The 22,754-nt window shown below is 33.2% G+C and carries 22 protein-coding genes; 6 read left to right on the top strand and 16 right to left on the bottom strand.

Features of this window, described 5'->3' with window-relative positions; translation table 11 throughout:
• Positions 1-43 precede the first annotated feature (43 nt).
• Together VKY47_RS07110 and VKY47_RS07105 are read left to right on the top strand one after the other, a co-directional pair.
• Positions 44-553, top strand: a complete 510-nt coding sequence (locus VKY47_RS07110) for an outer membrane beta-barrel protein (RefSeq protein WP_324311571.1) — start codon at positions 44-46, stop codon at positions 551-553.
• 247 nt (positions 554-800) lie between these two features.
• Entirely contained in the window at positions 801-1,454 is a 654-nt protein-coding gene (locus VKY47_RS07105; protein WP_324311570.1) for an outer membrane beta-barrel protein, read from the top strand.
• Between the two features lie 118 nt (positions 1,455-1,572).
• Here VKY47_RS07105 and miaA read toward each other — a convergent pair whose 3' ends face one another.
• The 8 genes from miaA to VKY47_RS07065 all read right to left on the bottom strand — a co-directional run bounded on the left by miaA (position 1,573) and on the right by VKY47_RS07065 (position 10,803).
• The gene (gene miaA / locus VKY47_RS07100) at positions 1,573-2,502 is read right to left on the bottom strand and encodes a tRNA (adenosine(37)-N6)-dimethylallyltransferase MiaA (protein WP_324311625.1); all 930 of its coding nucleotides are present in this window, start codon (positions 2,500-2,502) and stop codon (positions 1,573-1,575) included.
• A gap of 12 nt (positions 2,503-2,514) precedes the next feature.
• Positions 2,515-3,408 (bottom strand): ion transporter, encoded by an 894-nt coding sequence (locus VKY47_RS07095; protein WP_324311569.1) that lies wholly within the window; start codon positions 3,406-3,408, stop codon positions 2,515-2,517.
• 25 nt (positions 3,409-3,433) lie between these two features.
• A complete protein-coding gene (locus VKY47_RS07090; RefSeq protein WP_324311568.1) occupies positions 3,434-5,377 on the bottom strand; it encodes a DUF3857 domain-containing protein in 1,944 nt (647 codons plus the stop codon).
• Positions 5,374-6,744: an exonuclease domain-containing protein gene (locus VKY47_RS07085; RefSeq protein WP_324311623.1), complete on the bottom strand. Its 1,371-nt coding sequence runs from the start codon at positions 6,742-6,744 to the stop codon at positions 5,374-5,376. Before VKY47_RS07085 ends, VKY47_RS07090 begins: the two co-directional genes overlap by 4 nt.
• Before the next feature lie 67 nt (positions 6,745-6,811).
• The gene (locus VKY47_RS07080) at positions 6,812-7,468 is read right to left on the bottom strand and encodes a YggS family pyridoxal phosphate-dependent enzyme (RefSeq protein WP_324311567.1); all 657 of its coding nucleotides are present in this window, start codon (positions 7,466-7,468) and stop codon (positions 6,812-6,814) included.
• Between the two features lie 66 nt (positions 7,469-7,534).
• Positions 7,535-8,773: a DUF1015 domain-containing protein gene (locus tag VKY47_RS07075; RefSeq protein WP_324311566.1), complete on the bottom strand. Its 1,239-nt coding sequence runs from the start codon at positions 8,771-8,773 to the stop codon at positions 7,535-7,537.
• Between the two features lie 64 nt (positions 8,774-8,837).
• A complete protein-coding gene (locus tag VKY47_RS07070; protein WP_324311565.1) occupies positions 8,838-9,728 on the bottom strand; it encodes a 3-hydroxyacyl-CoA dehydrogenase family protein in 891 nt (296 codons plus the stop codon).
• A gap of 115 nt (positions 9,729-9,843) precedes the next feature.
• Positions 9,844-10,803 carry a Gfo/Idh/MocA family protein gene (locus tag VKY47_RS07065; RefSeq protein WP_324311564.1) on the bottom strand — a complete coding sequence of 320 codons (960 nt, stop codon included), beginning with the start codon at positions 10,801-10,803 and terminating at the stop codon, positions 9,844-9,846.
• A 139-nt stretch (positions 10,804-10,942) separates the two neighbouring features.
• On the opposite strand from VKY47_RS07065, the gene VKY47_RS07060 reads away from it, so the two are divergent.
• Positions 10,943-11,584 (top strand): protein-L-isoaspartate(D-aspartate) O-methyltransferase, encoded by a 642-nt coding sequence (locus VKY47_RS07060; protein WP_324311563.1) that lies wholly within the window; start codon positions 10,943-10,945, stop codon positions 11,582-11,584.
• On the opposite strand, the gene VKY47_RS07055 is transcribed toward VKY47_RS07060, so the two are convergent.
• Both VKY47_RS07055 and smpB read right to left on the bottom strand, forming a co-directional pair.
• Entirely contained in the window at positions 11,581-12,114 is a 534-nt protein-coding gene (locus VKY47_RS07055) for a hypothetical protein (RefSeq protein WP_324311562.1), read from the bottom strand. The genes VKY47_RS07060 and VKY47_RS07055 overlap by 4 nt on opposite strands.
• A gap of 115 nt (positions 12,115-12,229) precedes the next feature.
• A complete protein-coding gene (gene smpB / locus VKY47_RS07050) occupies positions 12,230-12,685 on the bottom strand; it encodes an SsrA-binding protein SmpB (protein WP_324311561.1) in 456 nt (151 codons plus the stop codon).
• Between the two features lie 90 nt (positions 12,686-12,775).
• Between smpB and VKY47_RS07045 the strand changes: the two genes are divergently transcribed.
• Positions 12,776-13,522: a DUF6503 family protein gene (locus tag VKY47_RS07045; RefSeq protein ID WP_324311560.1), complete on the top strand. Its 747-nt coding sequence runs from the start codon at positions 12,776-12,778 to the stop codon at positions 13,520-13,522.
• On the opposite strand, the gene VKY47_RS07040 is transcribed toward VKY47_RS07045, so the two are convergent.
• The 5 genes from VKY47_RS07040 to clpB form a co-directional block, all read right to left on the bottom strand.
• Entirely contained in the window at positions 13,515-14,021 is a 507-nt protein-coding gene (locus tag VKY47_RS07040; protein ID WP_324311559.1) for a histidine phosphatase family protein, read from the bottom strand. The two genes, VKY47_RS07045 and VKY47_RS07040, sit on opposite strands and share 8 nt — an antisense overlap.
• A gap of 58 nt (positions 14,022-14,079) precedes the next feature.
• A complete protein-coding gene (deoD, locus tag VKY47_RS07035) occupies positions 14,080-14,778 on the bottom strand; it encodes a purine-nucleoside phosphorylase (RefSeq protein WP_324311558.1) in 699 nt (232 codons plus the stop codon).
• Positions 14,779-14,799: 21 nt separating this feature from the next.
• Complete coding sequence (gene deoC / locus VKY47_RS07030; RefSeq protein WP_324311557.1) at positions 14,800-15,471, bottom strand: deoxyribose-phosphate aldolase; 672 nt, start codon at positions 15,469-15,471, stop codon at positions 14,800-14,802.
• A gap of 308 nt (positions 15,472-15,779) precedes the next feature.
• Positions 15,780-16,160, bottom strand: a complete 381-nt coding sequence (locus tag VKY47_RS07025) for a hypothetical protein (RefSeq protein ID WP_324311556.1) — start codon at positions 16,158-16,160, stop codon at positions 15,780-15,782.
• 353 nt (positions 16,161-16,513) lie between these two features.
• Complete coding sequence (gene clpB, locus VKY47_RS07020; protein ID WP_324311555.1) at positions 16,514-19,123, bottom strand: ATP-dependent chaperone ClpB; 2,610 nt, start codon at positions 19,121-19,123, stop codon at positions 16,514-16,516.
• 291 nt (positions 19,124-19,414) lie between these two features.
• Here clpB and ytxJ point away from each other — a divergent pair, with 291 nt between their 5' ends.
• Together ytxJ and pheT are read left to right on the top strand one after the other, a co-directional pair.
• Positions 19,415-19,810 (top strand): bacillithiol system redox-active protein YtxJ, encoded by a 396-nt coding sequence (ytxJ, locus tag VKY47_RS07015; protein WP_324311554.1) that lies wholly within the window; start codon positions 19,415-19,417, stop codon positions 19,808-19,810.
• Positions 19,811-20,042: 232 nt separating this feature from the next.
• A complete protein-coding gene (pheT, locus tag VKY47_RS07010; protein WP_324311553.1) occupies positions 20,043-22,472 on the top strand; it encodes a phenylalanine--tRNA ligase subunit beta in 2,430 nt (809 codons plus the stop codon).
• An 84-nt stretch (positions 22,473-22,556) separates the two neighbouring features.
• Here the strand turns inward: pheT and VKY47_RS07005 are convergent, their stop codons facing one another.
• Positions 22,557-22,748, bottom strand: coding sequence for a cold-shock protein (locus tag VKY47_RS07005; RefSeq protein ID WP_324311552.1), 192 nt, complete (start codon positions 22,746-22,748; stop codon positions 22,557-22,559).
• Between the last annotated feature and the right edge of the window lie 6 nt (positions 22,749-22,754).

Genomic DNA, 22,754 nt, shown 5'->3' with positions numbered 1-22,754 from the left:
AAAGTACTTAGTTTGTTCTATCAATTTAAAAACTTAATAAATTATGAAAAAATTATTATTTACTGCAGCAATTGCAGTTTTCGGATTTTCAGTAATGAGTGCTCAAGGAGGATTCAAAGTAGGTGCAAACTTTGCTTTACCAGTTGGTGATGCAGGAGATGTCTCATCTTTTAGTATTGGTTTAGATGCAGCTTATTTAATTGAGGTTTCTGATAAATTTTCTGTTGGTGGTGCCACAGGTTTTACTAATGCTTTTGGTAAAACTGAATCTATCAATATTTTCGGTTATTCAGTTGAAGTAGATTATGATGATGTACAGTTTATTCCTGTTGCTGCTGCAGCACGTTTTAATGCTACAGATGCGCTTTATGTTGGAGCCGATTTAGGTTATGCTATTGGAATTAACGACGGTAATGATGGTGGTTTTTACTACCGTCCAAGAGTTGGATATAGCTTTACTGATATGATTGGTGCCAATATTTCTTACACAGGCGTAAGCTTAGATGGAGGAGATTGGTCAACCATTGGTTTAGGAGTAGAGTTTTCATTCTAATTTCTATAATCCATATAAATACAAGAGACTGTCTGAAAAGATAGTCTTTTTTTTTGCGTTTTTTTCATGATTAAAATAAATTTTAATTTTTTAACACCTGCTTAAGCCATTAAAATATAGGCAGTTATAGGTCGGTTGTTTTGTGTTTATTTTTAAGAAGAAGATTCTCACTTTTTTGTAGGTCAGAATAGATATAATGTTTAATTTTGCCGAATAATTAAAAAACAATTATAATCTCAAATTTATTATGAAAAAATCATTAATTATGGCTGCGGTAGTAGTCTTTGGATTTGCTAACGTTAATGCACAAGAAAGCGTAAGCACTTTAGGATATGCTAACAATCAAGAGGAAGGTTCTTTTGGTTTTGATGAAGGTGATATCTTTATAGAAGGTACTGTTGGATTTGGTAGTACAAACGACAAAAATTCAGAAACTAAAACTAACAACTTTAACATTAGCCCTAAAGCAGGATACTTTATTATGGAGAATTTAGCTGTAGGAATCGATGTAGCTTATTCTTCTTATAAGAGAGAAGTTGCTGGTACTGATACTAATGACCGTTCTGGTTTTGGTGCAGGTGTATTTGGACGTTATTACTTTTTAGATTTAGGAAAACGTTTTAAAACGTATACAGAACTTGGTCTTGGTTACACAAGTGACAAAGACAAGATTGTAGATGTAACTAACAACACTTTTGGTGCTGGTTTAGACTTAGGTATCAACTATTTTGTAACCGAAAAGATTGCTTTAACCTTTGGTTTAAAGAACTTATTATCTTTTTCAAGTACGAAGGCAGATGTTACTGGAGCTAAAGCAGAAACAAATTTCAACTTAGGTTTTGGAGACGTTGCTAACCCATTTGGAGGTAATGCTGCTTTTGGTTTATTATTTAAATTATAGTAGCTACTAATTATATAGTAAAAAACCGAAGTTCATAGCTTCGGTTTTTTTATTTATTTTATTTGAATAAACCCAGCTAACATCCAAGATTTAGCTGGGTTTTTTAAATGTTTTTCTTTTAGGTTTTCTCGGCTATTTTCAAATTTATTGCCTCTACTATGGTGTCTATAGATGTTTTATAATCGAACCAAAGATGATTGTCTTTTTTCCGAAACCAAGTAAGTTGTCTTTTTGCATATCTCCGGGAGTTTTTCTTTATTTCAGAAATGGCAAAATCTAAATACCATTCACCTTTAAGATATTTAAATAGCTCTTTATAGCCTACCGTGTTTAAGGCATTGAGTTCTTGTTTATCTATCAACGCTTTTACTTCTTCCAATAAACCTTGTTGCATCATGATATCGACCCGTTGGTTAATTCTTTGATAGATAACCTCTCTCTCGGCGGTTAAACCAATATGAATGGCTTTAAAGGGTCTGTTTTCTTTTTCTTTATTTAAAAAAAAGGAATAAGGCTGTCCAGATCCGATACAGATTTCCAAAGCACGAATAACTCGTTTCGGATTGTCGATAGCTATGTTTTTGTAGGATTCTGGATCTAATATTTCCAATTTTTCTTGAAGTGTCTCTAGACCTTCAATTTCCAACTGTTTGTTTAAATCTTCTCGAATCTTGGAATCGATTTCAGGAAAACTATCCAAGCCATTAATTACAGCATCTACATACAAGCCAGAGCCTCCAACCATTATTACCACATCATGTGTTTTAAACAATATTTCTAATAGCTGTAAGGCATCTTTTTCAAACGCGCCTACATTATAGTTGTCTTCAATGGATTTATGATGAATAAAATGGTGCTTGGCTGCAGCCAATTCGGTTGGAGTAGGTGCAGCTGTGCCAATAGACATTTCTTTATAGAATTGTCTGGAGTCTGCCGAGATTATTTCGGTATTAAAATAGTGCGCTAACTTGATACTTAGCGCTGTTTTTCCAATTGCAGTTGGTCCTACAATAGAAATTAAATACTTATGGTTGCCTTTGCTAGTAATAACTTAAAGGTTTTATGATATTGTGTTTAAATCATGACCACATTCGTGACAAAATTTAGCTGAATCCTTATGGTTTTCATTTAAACAATTAGGACAAGACAGTGAATTGGAGTCTGTATTCCTTGGGTGTTTAGGTATTGGAGAAATGGCATTTGCATTATGGTTATTTGAATCAGTTCCTTTATCATGCTTAGCATATTCTGCCGTAACTATTCCTGTTGGTACAGCAATAATTCCATAACCCATAATCATTACAAATGAAGCTATAACTTGACCTAAGGGTGTTTGTGGTGTGATGTCTCCAAAACCAACAGTGGTAAGTGTAACGATACACCAGTACACACTTTTAGGGATATTATCAAAACCATTTTCTTTACCTTCAACCAGGTACATAACTGTACCTAAAATAATGGTTGTAATAACCATGGCAAGCACAAAGACCATAATTTTTGCTCTACTCGCTTTTAAGGCCGTAGCTAAATGATTGGATGCTGATAAAAACCGAACCAGTTTTAATATTCTAAAAACACGTAACAATCTAATGGCTCTAAAAGCTACAAGAGCATGAGTGCCTACAAATATTAAGGAAAGGTATTTTGGAATAGTTGATAGTAAATCGATAATTCCATAAAAGCTAGTAACGTATCTAAGTGGTCTTTTAACAGAAATAATCCGTAAGATATATTCTATTGAAAACATGATGGTTATAACCCATTCTGAAATATTAAAAAACGTGTGATATTGTTTGTCTAAAGACTCCACACTTTCTAACATAACTAGCAAAATACTTGCTACAATGGCTATAAGTAAAATAATATCGAATAACTTTCCTGCAGGTGTTTCAGCTTCATAAATAATATCATGAACCTTTATTTTCCAGTCGGCAAGTGGTTTTTTTTCAGCCATAAGGTCAAAAGTAATAAAAGAAAATCTATTTATGCTTTAATACGATTAGGGAGTTTTTTTGAATATCCACAAGTGTACCCATAAATTGTTTTAAACTTTCGTAATACTCCGGATTGTAGATAGCCTCTTTGAAGTTAAACTTGAAATATAAGATAATGGCATCTTCAATTATTTTTGTACTAAAAATTAAAAGACCTTTATTGTTAGGCAAGCTAATAGTTAAATCTTTTGGAGTTTCAAGTACTTCGTAGTTTTCATTTAAATCTACTTTTAATGTATATAAAAAGGCATCTTGAAAACCAAAATCTATGGGATAGGTTCTTTCTTGAAGTTTTAAAGGGTTTTCGTCCATTAATTTGATTAAAAACGCATTGATATAGAGATTTCCGCCTATTTCTTCTGCAGTGTATTCTATGTTAAATTCTTCTGAAAACGTATCGCTGGATTTCTCTTTACTGCTTACTGAATGATCTATAAAGTTTACTGAATGGTACTTTTCTTTATATCCATTTAAATAAGCAGTATGGCCTGCGTGATATTCCTTTTTTAAAGCTAAGGAATGATAACCTGTAGCTGTTGTGTTTAGTTTTCCAGCTAAAAGATGGTCTTCTTTTAACTTTAAATCTACCTTGTATTGAATTAACGATAATTTATTTGGGGTTAAATCTATCCAAGAGCTACCGTTTTTAAAATCAAGCATTCTACCTTCTTGGTTCAAGCATCTAAATGGGAGTTCCCCAAAAGGTAAATATTCATCTGTGGCATCCAATAAATAAGTTTCATTGTTAATTGTGGCTTGAACAATTAAATAATTAAACTCTGAAATAATAGGAAATATTTTGGTGGCAAAACCATTGTTTCTTGTGGATAATAAAACAGCATGAACCTTTATTTTGTTTTCTTCAAGAAGATTGTGCAGGAGCATGTTTATTTCCGAAACGTTTCCAGATTTGTTTTTCATGAGGTTTTTTACTGAAACATCGCCAAAAATATTAAAATCCCCATTCCATGTATAGGAGTTTTGAACATAGGAGAATATATTTCTAGCTCGTTGTAAATCATCCGTTTCAGACATAAACGAGTTGTTTGAAATTTTTACGTTGAGTTGTTTTCCAAACCTACTGTCCGCTCTTAATTCCTTATCTACATCTTTCCAAGTTTTGCTTATTTTGTCTGTTCTCCCATCAAATGTTTTTACGGTATTGAGTTCGTAACCAATTTTAGCCAAATAATTATCTTTAGTGGTCATGTAGTCTTCTTCTTTAAAAGCGGGAATATCTTCCATAACATATTTGGAATCAGTACAATCCGAATGTCCTCCACCATGTACTGTCAAACAATACTTTTTAATTTCGCTTTTGTGCACCGTAAACTTTAAAAAACCTACTAGTTTAATGTGGTATTCATAATTTGCAGGAATACTAGTGTTGTATTCGCTGTATAATTTTGGAATATCGTCTTGGAATTCCCAGCCTTTATAATTAAAAACATAAGGGGATTCGGTGGTGTAACTGTAGGTTATAACAGAGCCTTCTTGAACGTTGGGAAGAGTAAACTTTGCCAAAGTATAATTGTCGTTGTATCGCTCTTCATAAATATCACTTTCTATTAATTTTGTGTGGATTACTGAATTTCCTTGTAAATTATAAGTGGTTGCAGTGACTTCTCGAAGTTTTTCTCTTTTCTTTCCGTTGTTGTATAATAGAATGGTTATTGTGGCCCTATCAAAACCCTTCGTATTTATAATTTTTATTTTTCGCTTTACTTCAGAAATGAGATTAAACGTTTTATCGTCTATGTAAGTGTTTCCATACTCGTAAATTACTAAAGCATTGGCAGTGGAATCTTTCTCAAAAACATTTGTTTTAAGATCGGTATGGGTTACAGAATAATCAGTTGAATTAAAACCAGATTGCGCATGAAAAATTAATGGGGTGATAAGTAGGATGGTTAGGTAGATTTTTTTCACGGGTTATTAAGTGGGATTAGTTTTATTTGCTTATTTCTCCTTAAATAATTTTGAATAATATGTTGTGTGTCCCTATTGTTTTCCATAGGTGTAATTACCGATTCCAAAACATTTAAATTGGAAATTTGATAATTAAGATTGACATAACCAAAACCCATGTAAACACCATCTTTTATTAAGATAACACTGCGTTCTGCAACTTCTCGGCCCTTATCTACTAGCACCATATTTGCATTTTTATAGCTGTATTTTTCTATGAGTTTATTAACACGATCGTTATAGGATATAGCTGTTTCTTCTTTTATACACGCACCTTCACATTGTTTAATGGTATAATTAAAACAACTGCCTTTTGTTGGGTCCAAATCTGATAGTTTTTGACAAAGATTGAATTCTTCTACCGCTTTAAATAAAAATTGTTTGGCGCTGCTTTTGGTGCTGAAGGTTGTAATGGCTTTTTTTCTCCCATCTGCTTTATCGATTTTTAGATTGATGTAGCCATCTTCATCCACAAAACTATAAAGTGCATGTGTAAAAATAGTTCTTCGCAAAGCTCTATTGAAAATAGGTTTGTTACGTTTAATTTCCTCACTTTCCTTCAATAAGGCAATCAATTCATTTCCTGTGGCATCGTAGGTAACTGCAGCTGTTTGTAACTGAATTTTTTTAGACTTGCCATTTAGGTTTGTAAAATGCTGGCTGACCCTGTTTTTAATGTTTTTGCTTTTCCCTATGTAAATTATCTCGCCATTTTCATTATGAATATAATAGACACCAGTAATATGTGGGAGATTGTTTAAAATTTGTTTTAAACTAGGTTCCATTTTAAAGGTAGGTTCCACTTTAATAGCATCTTGAACAATTACTTTTTCAATGTCTTTTGCCAATAACATCTTAAAGAGTTTTACCGTTGCAACTGCATCTCCATTAGCTCTATGTCGGTCGCTAACTGGAATTCCTAAAGCTCGTGTAAGTTTGCCTAAACTGTAGGATGCTTGGTCTGGAATAAGTGTTTTAGAAAGAGAAACGGTACAAAGTGTTCTACGCTTATACGGAAAACCTAAACGTTTAAATTCGGTTCTTAAAATTCTATAATCGAAATCTGCATTATGGGCAACAACAATACAATCTTCGGTAATTTCTATAATACGTCTGGCTACCTCATAGAATTTAGGGGCATTTTTAAGCATGTTGCTGTTAATACCTGTAAGATTAACAACAAAAGGCTGGATTTCTCTCTCAGGATTCACTAAACTAATAAATTGATCAACCACTTTATGGCCATCAAATCTATAAATTGCTATTTCGGTTATACCTTCTTCGTTGTACTTACCACCAGTGGTTTCTATGTCTAATATAGCGTAAATTGTGTGCTGTTTTTTAAATGTTATTAAGTTGAAATCGGTTATTAGCGATTACAACTATCCATTGATTTTAATAATTTCGTTCTCCAAAGATACTACTTCCAACACGAACCATGTTGCTGCCACAAGCTATAGCCAATGGGTAGTCGCCACTCATTCCCATAGAAATAATTTCCAGTTCCGAATGTATGGTTTTTAGTTGGTTTGACGTGGTTTTTAATAAATTAAACTCTTTTTCTATTTGCTCCTGGTTGTCTGTAAAGGTCGCCATTCCCATAACTCCTACGACTTTGATGTTTTTTAGTTCTGGGAATTCGCTAGATTTTAATATGTCTGAAGCTTCGCTTGGACTCATCCCAAATTTAGAATCTTCCGATGCTATTTTAATTTGAAGTAAACAATCTATAATTCTATCATTTCTCTTAGCTTGTTTGTTGATTTCTTTGAGAGTTCTAAAGTTTTCAACCCCATGGATCATGCTTACAAACGAAGCCATATGTTTTACTTTATTTCTTTGTACATTTCCAATCATGTGCCATTTGATATCTTCTGGCAGCTCTCCATGTTTTTCAACCATTTCCTGGATTTTGTTTTCTCCAAAAATGCGTTGTCCAGCTTGATAAGCTTCCATAATTTCTTTAACAGATTTAGTTTTAGAAACGGCAACAAGAGTTACTTGTTCTGGTAAAGAGGATTTTATCTTATTAAGATTCTGTTCTATTGACATATGTAATTTTTATTCTTGGTAATTTATATAAACTTCCGATTAAGAGATTCCTGTTTTCGCAGGAATTTAGTATTCATAAATAGTAACACCATTTCGCAATTTCGGCTCTATATAAGTGCTCTTTGGTGGCATAATTAGACCGTCGTCTGCAATTTGTTTCATTTCTTCCACACACACGGGAATCATTACAAAACCAACTTTAAACTCGCCACTGTCCACACTGCTTTTAATGTTTACTAGGTCTTTCTTTCCATTAATATATGAAATTCTTTGGTCGTTTCTTAAATCTTCAATCCCTAAAATAGGGTTTAATATAGTTTTATAAAGAATTTGAGAATCTAAACCGTCTAAAGATGTTTCCATATTGTAAATGGTTTTTCGTAAATGAAGCGAATAGAAATCGCCATCTAAATACATACTAAAATGATGTTTTTTTATGGGTTGATATGGCGTTTTACCTCTGTTTTCTATTCGGTAATTAGTGTCTAATTGAATTAAAAAATCCTCTTTGGATAATCCGTTTAAATCCTTAACCAGTCTATTGAAAGCATGGATCTGTAAATCGGATTCCGGAATTAAATAACTCATAAAAAAGTTATAAGGCTCATTTCCAATGTGTTCGGGGTTGGCTTCCTTTAAATCCTTATATAGCAAATATGAAGAAGTCGATCTATGGTGGCCATCTGCAATGTAAATTGTTGGAATTTCATTGAATTCCTTTTTTAGACTTTCAATGGTTTTTTCATTTTCTACTTTCCATAAATAATGGGTATCTCTATACGTGGTGGTAAACTCGAATTCGGCACGTTCTTTTTGAATTTTGTTTATAATAGATTTAATCGCCGGATTATCTGGATAGGTTAGGAGTACAGGTTCTGCATTAAATCCAACCGTTTTTAGATATTCTTTAAAAATCTCTTCACGATATTCAATAGTATCTTCATGTTTCCTTACAACATCCGTTTCGTAATCTAAATTGCTCACTGCGGCTACAATCCCATTAAACTCCTGTTGTTCTCGATCTACAATTTTATAAATATAGTAGCAGGGCTTTTCATCTTGAGTAAAAATACCGTCTTCCTTAAATTCTAAATACCTGTTTCTTACTAGGTTATATCTTGATTCTCCAGAAATTTCCTTATCATATCTATATCCAGGATTTACAATTTGTAAAAACGAAAACGGATTGTCTCGCAACCTAGATTCCAATTGCTCTTTACTATAACTTTGATACGGCCTAGCAGCAACCAAACTCACTTTGTCTCGAGTAGGACGTACTGCTTTAAAAGGATATATTCTTGCCATTTTTTTTAAGTATTCGGTGTTCGGTAAACAGTGTTCAGTAAACAGTGTTAGTCGGTAATTAAAATTACTTCAAAAATTGTCCAGCCACTTTTTCTGCTTTTCTACTTTCAGAATAATCGTAAAAACCTTCGCCAGATTTGATGCCCAACTTACCAGCCATTACCATGTTTACTAAAAGTGGGCAAGGAGCGTATTTTGGATTTTTAAAACCATCGTACATCACGTTTAAAATAGATAAACAAATGTCCAAACCAATAAAATCGGCTAGTTGTAAAGGTCCCATTGGATGTGCCATTCCAAGTTTCATTACTGTATCAATTTCTTCAACTCCAGCCACACCATTGTAAAGTGTTTCTATAGCTTCGTTAAGCATAGGCATTAAAATTCTATTGGCTACAAATCCTGGATAATCATTGACTTCGGTTGGAGTTTTGCCAAGTTTTTTGGATAATTCCATAATGGTATTGGTTACTTCGTTGCTTGTATTGTAACCACGAATAATTTCCACCAATTTCATAATCGGAACCGGATTCATAAAGTGCATTCCAATAACCAGACTTGGTCGAGAAGTTGCTGCAGCAATTTGCGTAATGGAAATAGAAGAGGTATTACTAGCTAAAATGGTGTCTTTAGAACAAGCCTCGTCTAATTGCTTAAAAATTTTAAGTTTTAAATCGAGGTTCTCGGTGGCAGCTTCAACCACTAAACCAGCATGAGCTACTCCTTCGTTAATATTAGTGAAAGTAGTTATGTTTGCTAAGGTTTCCACTTTTTCAGCTTCGGTAATTCTTTCTTTGGCAACCATTCTATCCAAGTTGCTAGAAATGGTGTCCATTCCTCGTTTTAAAGAAGCTTCGCTAATATCTATAAGTTGTACTTTAAATCCACTTTGAGCAAAAGTGTGTGCAATGCCATTTCCCATGGTTCCAGCACCTATTACTGCTACGTTTTTCATTCCTCTACTAACCCGCTCCAAAGGAGAGGGAATTTTTAATTATAGTTAATATTTTTATTTAAGATTATATTTTCCATCTAAGTTTCCTTCCCTTTGAGAAGGATTAAGGATGGAATTAAAACTGATCGATAATCATGGTCGCCACCCTTAAGGCTTCTGTGCCATCATGTAGTGTTACAATTGGAGGTCTGTTGTTGTTTATGGCATCTGCAAAAGATTCCAACTCGTCTAAAATAGCGTTGTTGTTTTCTACTTCAGGATTGTCGAAATAAATTTGTTTTTTAACGCCTTCAGCATTTTGCAGAATCATATCAAAATCTCCAGGGATTTTTGGAGCATCTTTCATTTTAACTACTTCACATTTCTTTTCTAGAAAATCAACCGAGATATAGGCGTCTTTTTGAAAGAAACGAGATTTACGCATGTTCTTTAATGAAATTCTACTAGCTGTTAAATTGGCTACACAGCCATTTTCAAATTCTATTCTAGCATTGGCAATATCTGGCGTATCACTAATTACCGAAACACCACTGGCAGAAACATGTTTGACTTTGGATTTTACAACACTTAAGATGATATCTATATCGTGAATCATTAAATCCAATACTACGGGAACGTCTGTTCCACGAGGATTAAATTCAGCCAAACGATGGCATTCAATAAACATTGGGTTTACAATCTGATCTTTTACAGCTAAATACGCCGGATTGAATCTTTCCACATGTCCCACTTGTCCACGAATGTTGTGTTGGGCTAAAAGTTCTCTTATATGTTCGGCTTCTTCAACTGTATTGGTTATTGGTTTTTCAATAAAGATATGTTTCCCTTTTGCAATGGCTTTTTTGGCACATTCGTAATGAGACAACGTAGGGGTTACAATATCTACCATATCCACAGCATCAATTAAGGCATCGATGGAATTAAAATATTTATAACCAAATTCAGCTTCAATTTTTTTTGCATTCACTTCGTCTGCATCATAAAAACCAACGAGTTGATATTTTTCTGATTGGTTAAGTAGCCTTAAATGAATTTTCCCAAGATGTCCAGCACCTAGAACTCCAGCTTTTAGCATGTTATTACGTTTTCAACAAAAATAAGATTTTACTTTTAGAAATTGGAGAATAGAAAATAGAAATTAAACGAAACTTTAAAGTTTAAACTTTGAACTTGATACTTATTGGATTATTTTAGCCTAGAAAACTAAATTAACTGTGAAGGATACGTTTAAACATAAGGGATTAAGGCAACAACTGGTTGAAGTGATTAATAGTAAAGGGATTACTGATAAAAAAGTTTTGGAGGCTATTGGAAAAATTCCTAGGCATTTATTTATGGATTCTGGATTCTTGGATCATGCGTATCAGGATAAAGCGTTTCCTATTGCTGCAGACCAAACTATTTCGCAACCCTATACAGTAGCTTTTCAAACGGAATTATTACAAATTACACCAGGCGATAAAATCTTGGAAATTGGAACAGGAAGTGGGTATCAAACAGCTGTTTTATGCGAGCTTGGAGCTGTTGTTTATAGTATAGAAAGACAACGGGAACTGTATAAAAAAACAAGTAAATTTCTACCTAGTTTAGGGTATAGGGCCAAAAAACTTATTTTTGGAGATGGTTATATCGGATTAGAAGAAGAAGCACCTTTTAATGGAATTATTGTAACAGCTGGAGCTCCTTTTGTTCCTAAACCCTTATTAAGTCAGCTAGCCATTGGTGGACGTCTGGTAATTCCTGTTGGAGACGACGTACAAGTTATGACACTTTTTATTAGAAAAGGACCTAAAGATTTCGAAAAACACGAGTTTGGCGAATTTAGGTTTGTACCTTTATTAGAAGATAAAAACTAATATCTAGATCGAGGTAAATATTCTATAGGTATCTTATTATCTTCGGTTTCTTGGGTCCAGAATATATTAACAATCCACCATCTAAAACCATCAAAAAATAACTGAATACTTTTTATACCTCTCATAAAAGGTTCAAGATCTGTTTCATTTTGAAAGGATTCGTAAGTGCTAAAAATTTGGGCCATATTACCATAGGAATCAACGGTTCTATGAATTTCTTTTTCAAATAAGCCGTTTTCGAGCAACCAGGTTTCAGAAATAGAAATGTAATCTGAAGGCGACATATATCGGGTAATAAAATAGCCCTCTTCATTTTTTTTAGTGGGAATTAGTTTTGCATTTTGCATAAACAGGTATTTAAAAAGATCCCAATCTCTTTTATCTCCTTTTTCACCAGAAACCACATTGTAAAGTGTTTGCACGGTAGTTTCTAAAGTTTTTACTTTATGTCCATATTTTATAGCACTTTCCTGAGCATTTATAGATAGGTTAAGGGCGAACAAACAAAGTAATAAATTCCACTTTTTCATCTGTTTTAAAGTTTTGAGGGTGTTTAAAAAAGAACGACTAAATTCGTTTTAAAGTTTAAGAAGTTTTATAAAATTTGAAATCATACCAAAACTAAGGTTTGATTCTATGCTTCAATTAAAAGCTTTTTTTAATTCGGTCTAATCTCACTTTATTTTCTCTATCCTTAATAGTGTCTCTTTTATCGAATAGTTTTTTTCCTTTGGCTAGCGCGATACTCATTTTTGCCAAACCTCTTTCGTTAATAAATAGGCGTAAAGGAATAATAGTAAGTCCCGTATTTTTAACTTCCTTTTCTAGTTTTTTTAACTCTCTTTTATTTAATAAAAGCTTTCTAGTGGCTTTTGGTTTATGGTTGTAATATGTGCCGTAGATATATTCTTCAATGGTCATATTTATTACAAACAACTCACCATGTTCGTTAAATTCGCAGAAACTTTCGGCTATTGAAGCCTTGCTATCTCTAATGGATTTTATTTCGGTTCCCGATAAAACAATGCCAGCAGTATAGGTGTCCAATATTTCGTATTGAAATCTGGCTTTTCGGTTCTTTATGTTTACGTTTTTTTGCATACTTGTCAAAGATAAATAATTTAAAAGAACTTTTAGAATACTCCTGAATTTTATCAGTAATTTTACCACAACACTTGAAATTTTCACCTTATGAAACAATTCATTCTTCTGCCTTTAGTATGTAGCCTGTTTTTTTTGAGCTGTAAAAAAGCAAAACCTTTAGGTTTAAACGCTCAGGAAGTTATCAATAAGTCCATAGAGGTTTCTGGATCCCAGCTGATTGATGCTTCGACCATTGCATTCGATTTTAGGGACAAGCACTATAAGGCCATAAGAAATCATGGCGATTTTAGTTTAGAACGTCATTTTAAGGACTCTATCTTCACCTTAAGAGATGTGGTAGATAACAATGGATTCAATCGTTTTGTTGATAATGAACCTTTAGAGCTTTTGGATTCGATGGCTGTAAAATATGCAGCTTCTGTAAATTCTGTACATTATTTTTCGGTGCTTCCTTACGGTTTGAATGATGAGGCTGTGATTAAAACTTTTTTAGGTGAAGAATCGATAAAAAATAAAAATTATTTTAAAATTGAAGTTACTTTTAAACAAGATGGAGGAGGAGCGGATTATGAGGATGTTTTTATCTATTGGATAGATAAGAAAACTTTTAAAATCGATTATTTAGCCTATTCTTTTCATGAAAAGGTTGGTTTGGGATTTAGGTTTAGAGAAGTTTATAACGAACGCTATATCAACGGAATTAGGTTTGTTGATTATAATAATTATCAGCCAAAACAAAAGGAAGTCAATTTGAACGAATTAGGTCATTTATTTGAAAATAATAATTTGGAATTACTTTCTAAAATAGAACTTAATAACGTAACAGTTAATTGATGGTTAACACTTGGTCTAGCTTTTTTCCATCTAAAACGGTTATAATATATAAATTGCCATTGTTGGAATCTTCAATGTCCTGATACGTGTCTTTGTTTAAAATGGTATTAACAAATCGAGGAATCGTATCGCTATGTCCAACTACTAAAACGGTTTTTCCTTGAGTTTCTTCAAGGAATTTTAAAATGTTTATATTGTTTTCGTTATAAATTATTATATCTAAACTATTTTTTTCTGCTGTGGGCCATCCGGTTTCCTTTGTTCTATAATAATTGGTCGAGTACACTGCATCAAAAGAGATGTGTTGTAAAACCTCGCTCCATTTTATAGCTCGCGTTTTTCCTATATTCGTTAAATGTGGATTTTTGTCTAATGTATTACTTCTATCTTTTTCTGCATGTCGTATCAAGTAATAGGTTGTGTTTTCCACAGGTTTTTCTTGAGCAAAACTTGAGAAATAAGATGAAAGACCAAACATGGTTAGAATAAGATACTTCATGGTTAAATTTAAGTTTGCACTTATCCATTCATTCTTAAAAAAAAACAATTATTCAGGCTTAAGCCAATTCTAAGGCTATGTCGATCATGTCTTTAAAGGTGGTTTCCCTCTCTTGGCTAGTGGTACGTTCTCCTGTAACCAAAGAATCTGAAATAGTTAATATGGAAAGCGCTTTGACATTGTGTTTGGCTGCAACTGTATATAAACCTGCAGTTTCCATTTCTACACAAAGCACTCCAAATTTCGACCATTTTTTGTAAGACTCGAAATCGTCCGCATAAAATTCATCTGAGGTAAATACATTTCCAGCTTTTAGCGGAATGTTTTTTTCTTTCGCCACTTCTACAGCTTTTTGGAACAAACTAAAATCTGCTGTTGGAGCATAATCGGCACCGCCAAAGCGTAATTCGTTAAGTCCCGAATTGGAGGAGGCTGCCATAGCTAAAACAATATCCCTAATTTCAACATGTTTTTGGTAGGATCCAGAACTTCCAACACGAATAAGGTTTTTTACACCATATTCTGTAATTAGTTCGTGCGCGTAAATAGTAATACTAGGTACGCCCATTCCTGTTCCCATAACAGAAACACGTTTGCCTTTGTAAGTACCTGTATAACCGAACATGTTTCGTACTCTATTAAAGCAAACAGGGTTTTCTAAAAAAGTTTCGGCTATCCATTTAGCACGTAACGGATCTCCAGGTAATAAAATAGTTTCCGCAATCTCTCCTGGTTTTGCTTCAATATGAACACTCATAGCAATGGATAAATAAAAAAGTTAATAATCGTTGTTTGTTACTTTCGATTTTTTATCGGTAACAATGTTAATTCCAGATGAAGTGCCAATTCGGTTGGCTCCAGCATCTATATATTTCATGGCTGTTTCAAGATCTTTAATTCCGCCAGAAGCTTTTATTTTCGCTTTATCCTTAACGGTTTTTCTAATCATTTTTACCGCTGTCAAGGTAGCTCCACTTTTTGAAAAACCTGTAGATGTTTTAATAAAATCTGCCTTGGCATCTAAACAAATCTGACACGCTTTAATAATTTCATTTTTAGACAATTCGCTAATCTCCAAAATAACCTTTAATGGTGTTTTTCCAATAGCTAATTTTACATCATAAATATCTTTGTAAACCGACACATAATTTTTACTTCTTAACATGCCAATATTAATTACCATATCAATTTCGTCGGCGCCATCTTCAATGGCTTTTGCAGCTTCAAACGCTTTAGCTTCAGTGCTCATGGCTCCCAGAGGAAATCCAATAGTTGCACATACTTTTACATTACTTCTATGTAATAAGTGCTTTGCAAGCGCAACATAGAAACTGTTAACACATACCGAATAAAATCGATACTTTTTTGCTTCTTCACATAGAGTTTTTATATCAGTTTTGGTGGCAGACGATTTTAAAAGGGTGTGATCAATGTAATTACTAATGGACATAAGCACATATTTATAGGTTAAGTGGTACCAAAAATACGATTAACTGTTTATACTTTTGCTATTTCGTTTGAAAATTATTAAAACATTAAGAAATTTTCATCCACTCATTTATGTTAGAGCGATAAAATCTCTTATTTTTCTCATGAATTCTAAGTGAAAACTTATTTTTATTTAACTCTTTGTTCTTTTAAGAAAACCACCTCTTTAAGTCAACTACAAACTAATACTATGGAAATATGTCCAAAGTATGGGAATGCCTCATCTAAGCTTATTTTCTTAATACATGTATTATAAGCTATAGAAAATTATTAATCCGCATTTCGGATGATTCGATGGACCCAGTTTATAGCCTCGCTTAAATTATTAAAAATCTCATAAGGTTTATCATAAAAATCTTTTTCAAATTCAGCATTTCTTCGCATAATACCTTCTTGTGATATCAAGGCTATAGCTAGTAAATTAGGTATTTTTTCAGTTTCCACATACGTCAATGGATCTACGGAATAGGAGTTCACTCGATTGGAAATATAGGCGATATTTTTTCCTGAAAAGTGCTTTTGTATAATTTCGTTTAATTTGATGTTGTGGTCCGGTTGGATCGATTCTCCTTCCTTGATTTGACAAATTAAAAATTCATCGAAAACAAATACTTCCGTTTCAGGAAAATTATAATAAAAAAAAATGCTCATAGGACAGAAGTTGTAGTTTAGCTGTTAAGATATTGGTTTTTATAAGACATCTTTGCTTTAATAGAAGAAGTTGGTGCTTTTTTGATAAAGATTAATCTCAAACAATTTTTTTTTTTTAAGTAATGATGTTACTTTCTAACATGTTTAGTTTGAAATATTTAAAAAGGGATCCATCTAATTTTGCGTGAACTTAACCTACAAATTTTAATAAGCTTATTAATTTTAGGAGGTCAAGGTCTAATACATAAAACCTAAAAAAAAACAAAAAGCAACGCAACTCTTTTTAAGGAGTTGCGTTGCTTTTAACCTGCTTGTAAGAAGGCAGACTAACTAACTACATAAAAAAACTATTCTTATAAATCTTCTTCAACCAAATGCGATTGATTTCTAAAAACAAGTTTATCGTCAAAGGAATCCAGTAAAATAATACTGTCTGTAGTTACTTTACCAGATAAAATTTCTTTACTTAATTCGTTTAAAACCTCTTTCTGGATGACTCTTTTTACAGGTCTAGCTCCATATTCTGGGTGATAGCCCTTTTCAGCTAAATACTTGATAGCTTCGTTTGTGGCATCGAAAGTAATGTTTTGCTCAGATAGCATTTTGGTCAAGCCTTTTAATTGTAAGCCAACAATGTCTTTAATGTTTTCTTTACTTAAAGGCGTAAACATGATAATGTCGTCTATTCTATTTATAAACTCAGGTCTAACACTTTGTTTTAATAGCGCTAATACGTCTACTTTAGCAGCTTCAATTGCCGAATCGATATCTTTGGTAGCTTCAAAACGTTCTTGAATAATCTGGCTTCCAATATTTGAAGTCATAATTATAATCGTGTTTTTAAAATCGGCTACACGCCCTTTATTATCTGTTAATCTACCTTCGTCCAATACTTGTAATAGTATGTTGAAGGTATCTGGATGGGCTTTTTCAATTTCATCCAATAAGACTACAGAATAAGGTTTTCTTCTAACCGCTTCGGTAAGTTGTCCACCTTCGTCGTAACCCACATATCCTGGAGGCGCACCAATTAATCTGCTTACGGCATGACGTTCTTGATATTCGCTCATGTCTATTCTGGTCATGGCATTTTCGTCATCGAATAAATATTCTGCTAAGGCTTTTGCCAACTCTGTTTTACCTACCCCTGTAGTTCCTAAAAACAAGAAGGTTCCAATAGGTTTTTGCGGGTTTTGCAACCCAGCTCTTGAGCGTCTTACGGCATCACTAACAGCAATTATGGCTTCTTCTTGTCCAACCACACGTTTGTGTAATTCGGCTTCAAGCTTTAATAGTTTATCACGATCACTTTGTAACATTTTAGTGACTGGAATTCCTGTCCATTTAGCAACCACATCTGCAATATCTTCATAAGTAACTTCTTCTTTGATTAAAGAGCTTTCAGATTGGTTTTCTTTTAGTTCTTTTTGAAGTTTTTCTAAGGTTTCTTGGGCTTCCTTAATCTTTCCGTAACGAATTTCAGCTACTTTTCCATAATCCCCTTCGCGTTCTGCACGTTCGGCTTCTAGTTTGAAATTTTCTATATCTGCTTTAGAAGATTGAATATTATCGACAACTTCTTTTTCGCTTTTCCACTTCGCATTGATCTCGTTGCGTTCTTCTTTTAAATTTGCTAAATCGGAACGTAAGGTTTTTAATTTCGATTCATCTTTTTCACGTTTAATAGCTTCGATTTCAATTTCTAACTGCATGACTTTTCTATCCAAAACATCTAATTCCTCAGGTTTTGAATTTATTTCCATGCGTAATTTTGAAGCAGCTTCATCCATTAAATCGATGGCCTTATCTGGAAGGAAACGATTGGTAATATAACGTTGGGATAATTCTACAGCTCCAATAATGGCTTCGTCTTTAATTCGAACTTTATGATGCGTTTCATATTTCTCTTTAATTCCACGTAAAATGGAAATTGCGCTTTCTGTATCTGGTTCGTCCACCATGACTTTTTGAAAACGTCTTTCAAGCGCTTTGTCTTTCTCAAAATATTTTTGATACTCGTCTAAAGTTGTCGCACCAATAGCTCTTAACTCACCTCTTGCTAAGGCTGGTTTTAAAATATTGGCAGCATCCATAGCGCCTTGACCACCACCGGCACCAACCAAGGTGTGGATTTCGTCAATAAAAAGAACAATGTCTCCATCACTTTCCGTTACTTCTTTAATTACGGCTTTTAAACGTTCTTCAAACTCTCCTTTATATTTTGCTCCAGCAATTAAAGCACCCATATCTAGAGCGAAAATTTGCTTATCTTTTAAGTTTTCAGGAATATCTCCGTCTATAATTCTATGGGCCAAACCTTCTGCAATAGCTGTTTTACCAGTTCCTGGTTCTCCAACAAGAATCGGGTTGTTTTTGGTTCGTCTGGATAAAATTTGTAGAATTCTACGTATTTCTTCATCACGACCAATTACTGGATCCAGTTTACCGTCTTTTGCCAATTGGTTTAAATTTTTAGCGTATTTATTTAGGGAGTTATAGGTTTCTTCCTGACTCTGTGAGGTTACTTTATCTCCTTTACGCAACTCATTTATACTTGCGTTTAGTGCTTTTTCTGTAGCTCCTTGATCTTTTAGCATTTGGGCAATTTTGCTATTGGATTTAAAAATGGCCAAAATTAAATGTTCAATGGACACATAGTCATCTGTCATTTTTTTAGCGATAATTTCAGCTTCGTTAAGAGTTTTTCCAGCTTCACGAGACAATATAATATCTCCTCCAGATACTTTGGGGTAGCTTTCCAATTGCTTGTCTACAGCCTGATATAAAACTGGAATATTGATATTCAGTTTTTTAAGGATAAACGGTAAAACATTCTCGTCAACTTCAGAAATAGCTTTAAATAAATGTTCGTTTTCTATTTGTTGATGGCCATATCCCTGGGCAAGTTGTTGCGCTTGCTGGATGGCTTCTTGCGATTTTATGGTAAAATTATTTAAGTTCATATATCTAATTTTTATTTATAATTATTCTAAAAAACATTTGAGATCTTTAAATTTTAAGATCCCAATTTTTCAGTCTAACAAAATTATTTTGCTTTCTTTGTAGTGTTTATTTCAATTATCTTACCAATTCAAACCGCAGGACAAAATGTCTGATAGAGTCAATGTTTATAAGACATTTAGTCAGTTTGTAAGATAGTTAAAATAGTTTCGACTTACCATTATATCTATTCATATAATTCTTGTAACTGGATATTGTAAGACAAGTTTACAAGAACTAAAAACTATATTTTTATGGGAATTTTTAATAAAATATTTAGTAGCTCTTCCGAAGAAAAAGAAGAAAAAGTATTGCCATGGATTGGACTAACAAGTGTTGCCCAGTTGGAGGATATTGAAGAAAAATCGAAAATCAAAACTCAGGTCATTTTTAAACATTCTACACGTTGCGGCGTAAGTAGAATGGTTTTAAAGCAATTTGTTAGTGCTTATGATATATCTGAAACTGATTTAGATCTATATTTCTTGGATTTGTTGAATTATAGAGATGTTTCTAATGAAACTGGATATAAATTTCAAGTTATGCATGAATCCCCTCAATTACTTGTCATTAAAAATGGCGTAGTGGTAGCACATGCGTCACATGGTTCTATCAATAGTATACATTTGGATGAGTTTGTTGGTTCATGATTAGTGTTAACCTAAATACACAGGTTGTTTTCCATTAAATAGTTAGTTTATTTAGAGAAGATTTAATTGAAAAATGTGTTTTTTTTTGATTTTTTCTTCTGTAAAATAATCTGTTATTCTTCAACCTATTTCTTTTTTATATTTAAAGTCATTTATTCTCTACAATTTTCAACGCTTTGTTTGAATGCTGAGGGCAATATTTTATCTTTGCCGTCTTAAATAAAAAGCAAACATGAAGATTTCTTACAATTGGTTAAAGCAATTTATAAAGACTACTTGGTCCCCAGATGAACTTAGCGAGCTGCTAACAGATTTAGGTTTGGAGGTTGAAGGGCTTAGTTCTTTCCAATCTGTAAAGGGTGGATTGGAAGGTATTGTAGTTGGTGAGGTTTTAACTTGTGTACAACATCCAAATGCAGATAGATTAAAACTAACTACCGTAAACATAGGTTTAGATATGCCGTTGCAAATAGTTTGTGGCGCTCCAAATGTGGCAGCTGGACAAAAAGTTCCCGTAGCAACTATTGGTACAACCTTATATACTGAAGAAGGCGAAGCTTGGACCATAAAAAAAGGTAAGATTAGAGGAGAAGAAAGTCATGGAATGATTTGCGCCGAAGACGAACTGGGTCTTGGTAAATCTCATGAAGGTATCATGGTTCTTGACGAAAAGTTGAAAGTAGGAACCTTACTTACCGAAATTTTTGAAGTGGAAAATGATCATGTTTTTGAAATTGGTTTAACTCCAAATAGGGCAGACGCTATGAGTCATTATGGAACGGCTCGAGATATAAGAGCTGGCTTGCTTCAAAAAAACATTAGTTTGGAGTTAATAACGCCTTCTGTAAGTGCTTTTCATGTGGACAATAGAACCCAAAGGATAGATGTAGATGTTACAAACAAAAAGCTATCACCAAGATATTGTGGTTTGACCATTTCGGGTTTACAAGTGGAAGACTCGCCAATCTGGTTACAAAATAGATTAAAAGCCATTGGAATAACCCCAAAAAACAACATTGTAGATATTACAAATTATGTGTTGCACGAACTAGGGCAACCTTTGCATGCTTTTGATGCTGCTAAAATTACAGGGAATAAAATTGAAGTAAAAACCTTAGAAAAAGGAACAAAATTTACTACGTTAGATGGTGTGGAACGCGAATTGCACGAAGAAGACTTAATGATTTGCGATGCTGAAAAACCGATGTGTTTTGCTGGTGTTTTTGGAGGAATTGATTCTGGTGTTACAGCTTCAACCACAAGTATTTTTTTAGAAAGTGCTTATTTCAATCCAGTAAGCGTTAGAAAAACAGCCAAAAGACATCATTTAAATACCGATGCATCTTTTAGATTTGAAAGAGGTATCGATCCCAATATTACTGAATACGCTTTAAAAAGAGCGGCATTGATGATACAAGACATTGCTGGTGGTCTAATTACAAGTGAAATATTTGATTTTTATCCGAAAAAAATTGAGGATTTTCAAGTGCGTTTAAGTTTTGAAAATGCTAAAAAGTTAATTGGTCAAGTTCTACCTGAAGATACCATTAAAGATATTTTAACTTCCTTAGATATTAAAATTAATAACGTTACCGAAACAGGTTTGGGTTTAACCGTTCCAGCATACAGAAACGACGTACAACGTGAAGCTGATGTTATAGAGGAGATTATTAGAGTTTACGGTTATAATAATATTGTAACTTCAGAAAAGTTGAATGCTTCCATCTCTAATACATCTAGATTTGAAGACTATAAATTACAGAATATTATAGGGAATCAATTGGTAGCTCAAGGCTTTTTTGAAACCCTAACAAACTCCTTAACAACGCCCGAATACACCAAGTTAAGCGAGCAACTTAAGGAAGAATTTGAAGTAAAAATGCTGAATCCTTTAAGTCATGATTTAAGTGTTTTAAGACAATCTGTTTTATTTTCTGGCTTGGAAAATGTTAGTCATAATATCAATAGAAAAAGAGATCGATTGAAACTGTTTGAGTTTGGAAAAACCTATCATAATTACAAGGAAAACAGAGCGGAACATAAGCATTTATCTTTATTTGTAACAGGTAGCAAACAGGCTGAAAGATGGAATGCAGACTCTAGACCAACGAATTTCTTTTATTTAAAAGGAATGGTGCATAGTGTGTTACAGCGCTTAGGTTTTACAGATGTTAACGTGTCGCCTTTTAATGCCGACGTGCTTAGCGAAGGTCTTATTTTCTCGATAGGGAAACAGCAAGTAGTCGAGTTTGGCTTGGTTAAAAAATCTGTTTTAAAGTATTTCGGGATTTCTCAAGATGTTTTATTTGCCGATTTTAACTGGGATACGATTATTGAATTGGTTAAAAACACTAATAAAATAAGTTATACTAGCATTCCTAAATACCCGGAGATTAAACGAGATTTTGCTTTATTGATAGAAGATAAAGTGCTGTTTGAAGATATTAATAGAATTGCCTATAATACAGAAAAAAAACTTCTTAAAACCGTTAATTTGTTTGATGTGTTTCAAGGTGAAAACTTGCCTCAAGGGAAAAAAAGCTATGCTGTAAGCTTTACGTTTCAAGATGAACATAAAACATTAACAGATAAGCAGATAGATAAGATTATGGAAAAATTAAAAGAGAATTTCACTTTGGAGCTTGGTGCCGAATTACGATAAATTAAGTTTCTAAATATGAACGCATAGAATAAAAAAAGCCTCGAAATATATCGAGGCTTTTTAATGTCAATAAGTTAAATATTATTATAATACTTTAACATTTACTGCGTTTAATCCTTTTCTACCTTCTTGTAAATCGAATTCTACGGCATCGCCTTCGCGAATTTCATCGATTAATCCAGAAATGTGAACAAAATGCTCTTTGTTTGTGTCGTCTTCAACAATAAATCCAAATCCTTTTGAATCATTGAAAAATTTTACTGTTCCTTTACTCATTGTAAT

The organism is Xanthomarina sp. (genome assembly GCF_035306705.1).
Classification (GTDB): Bacteria; Bacteroidota; Bacteroidia; order Flavobacteriales; family Flavobacteriaceae; genus Xanthomarina.
Note: the sequence above shows the minus strand (reverse complement) of the source record. Positions and strands in the feature narration are given on the sequence as shown.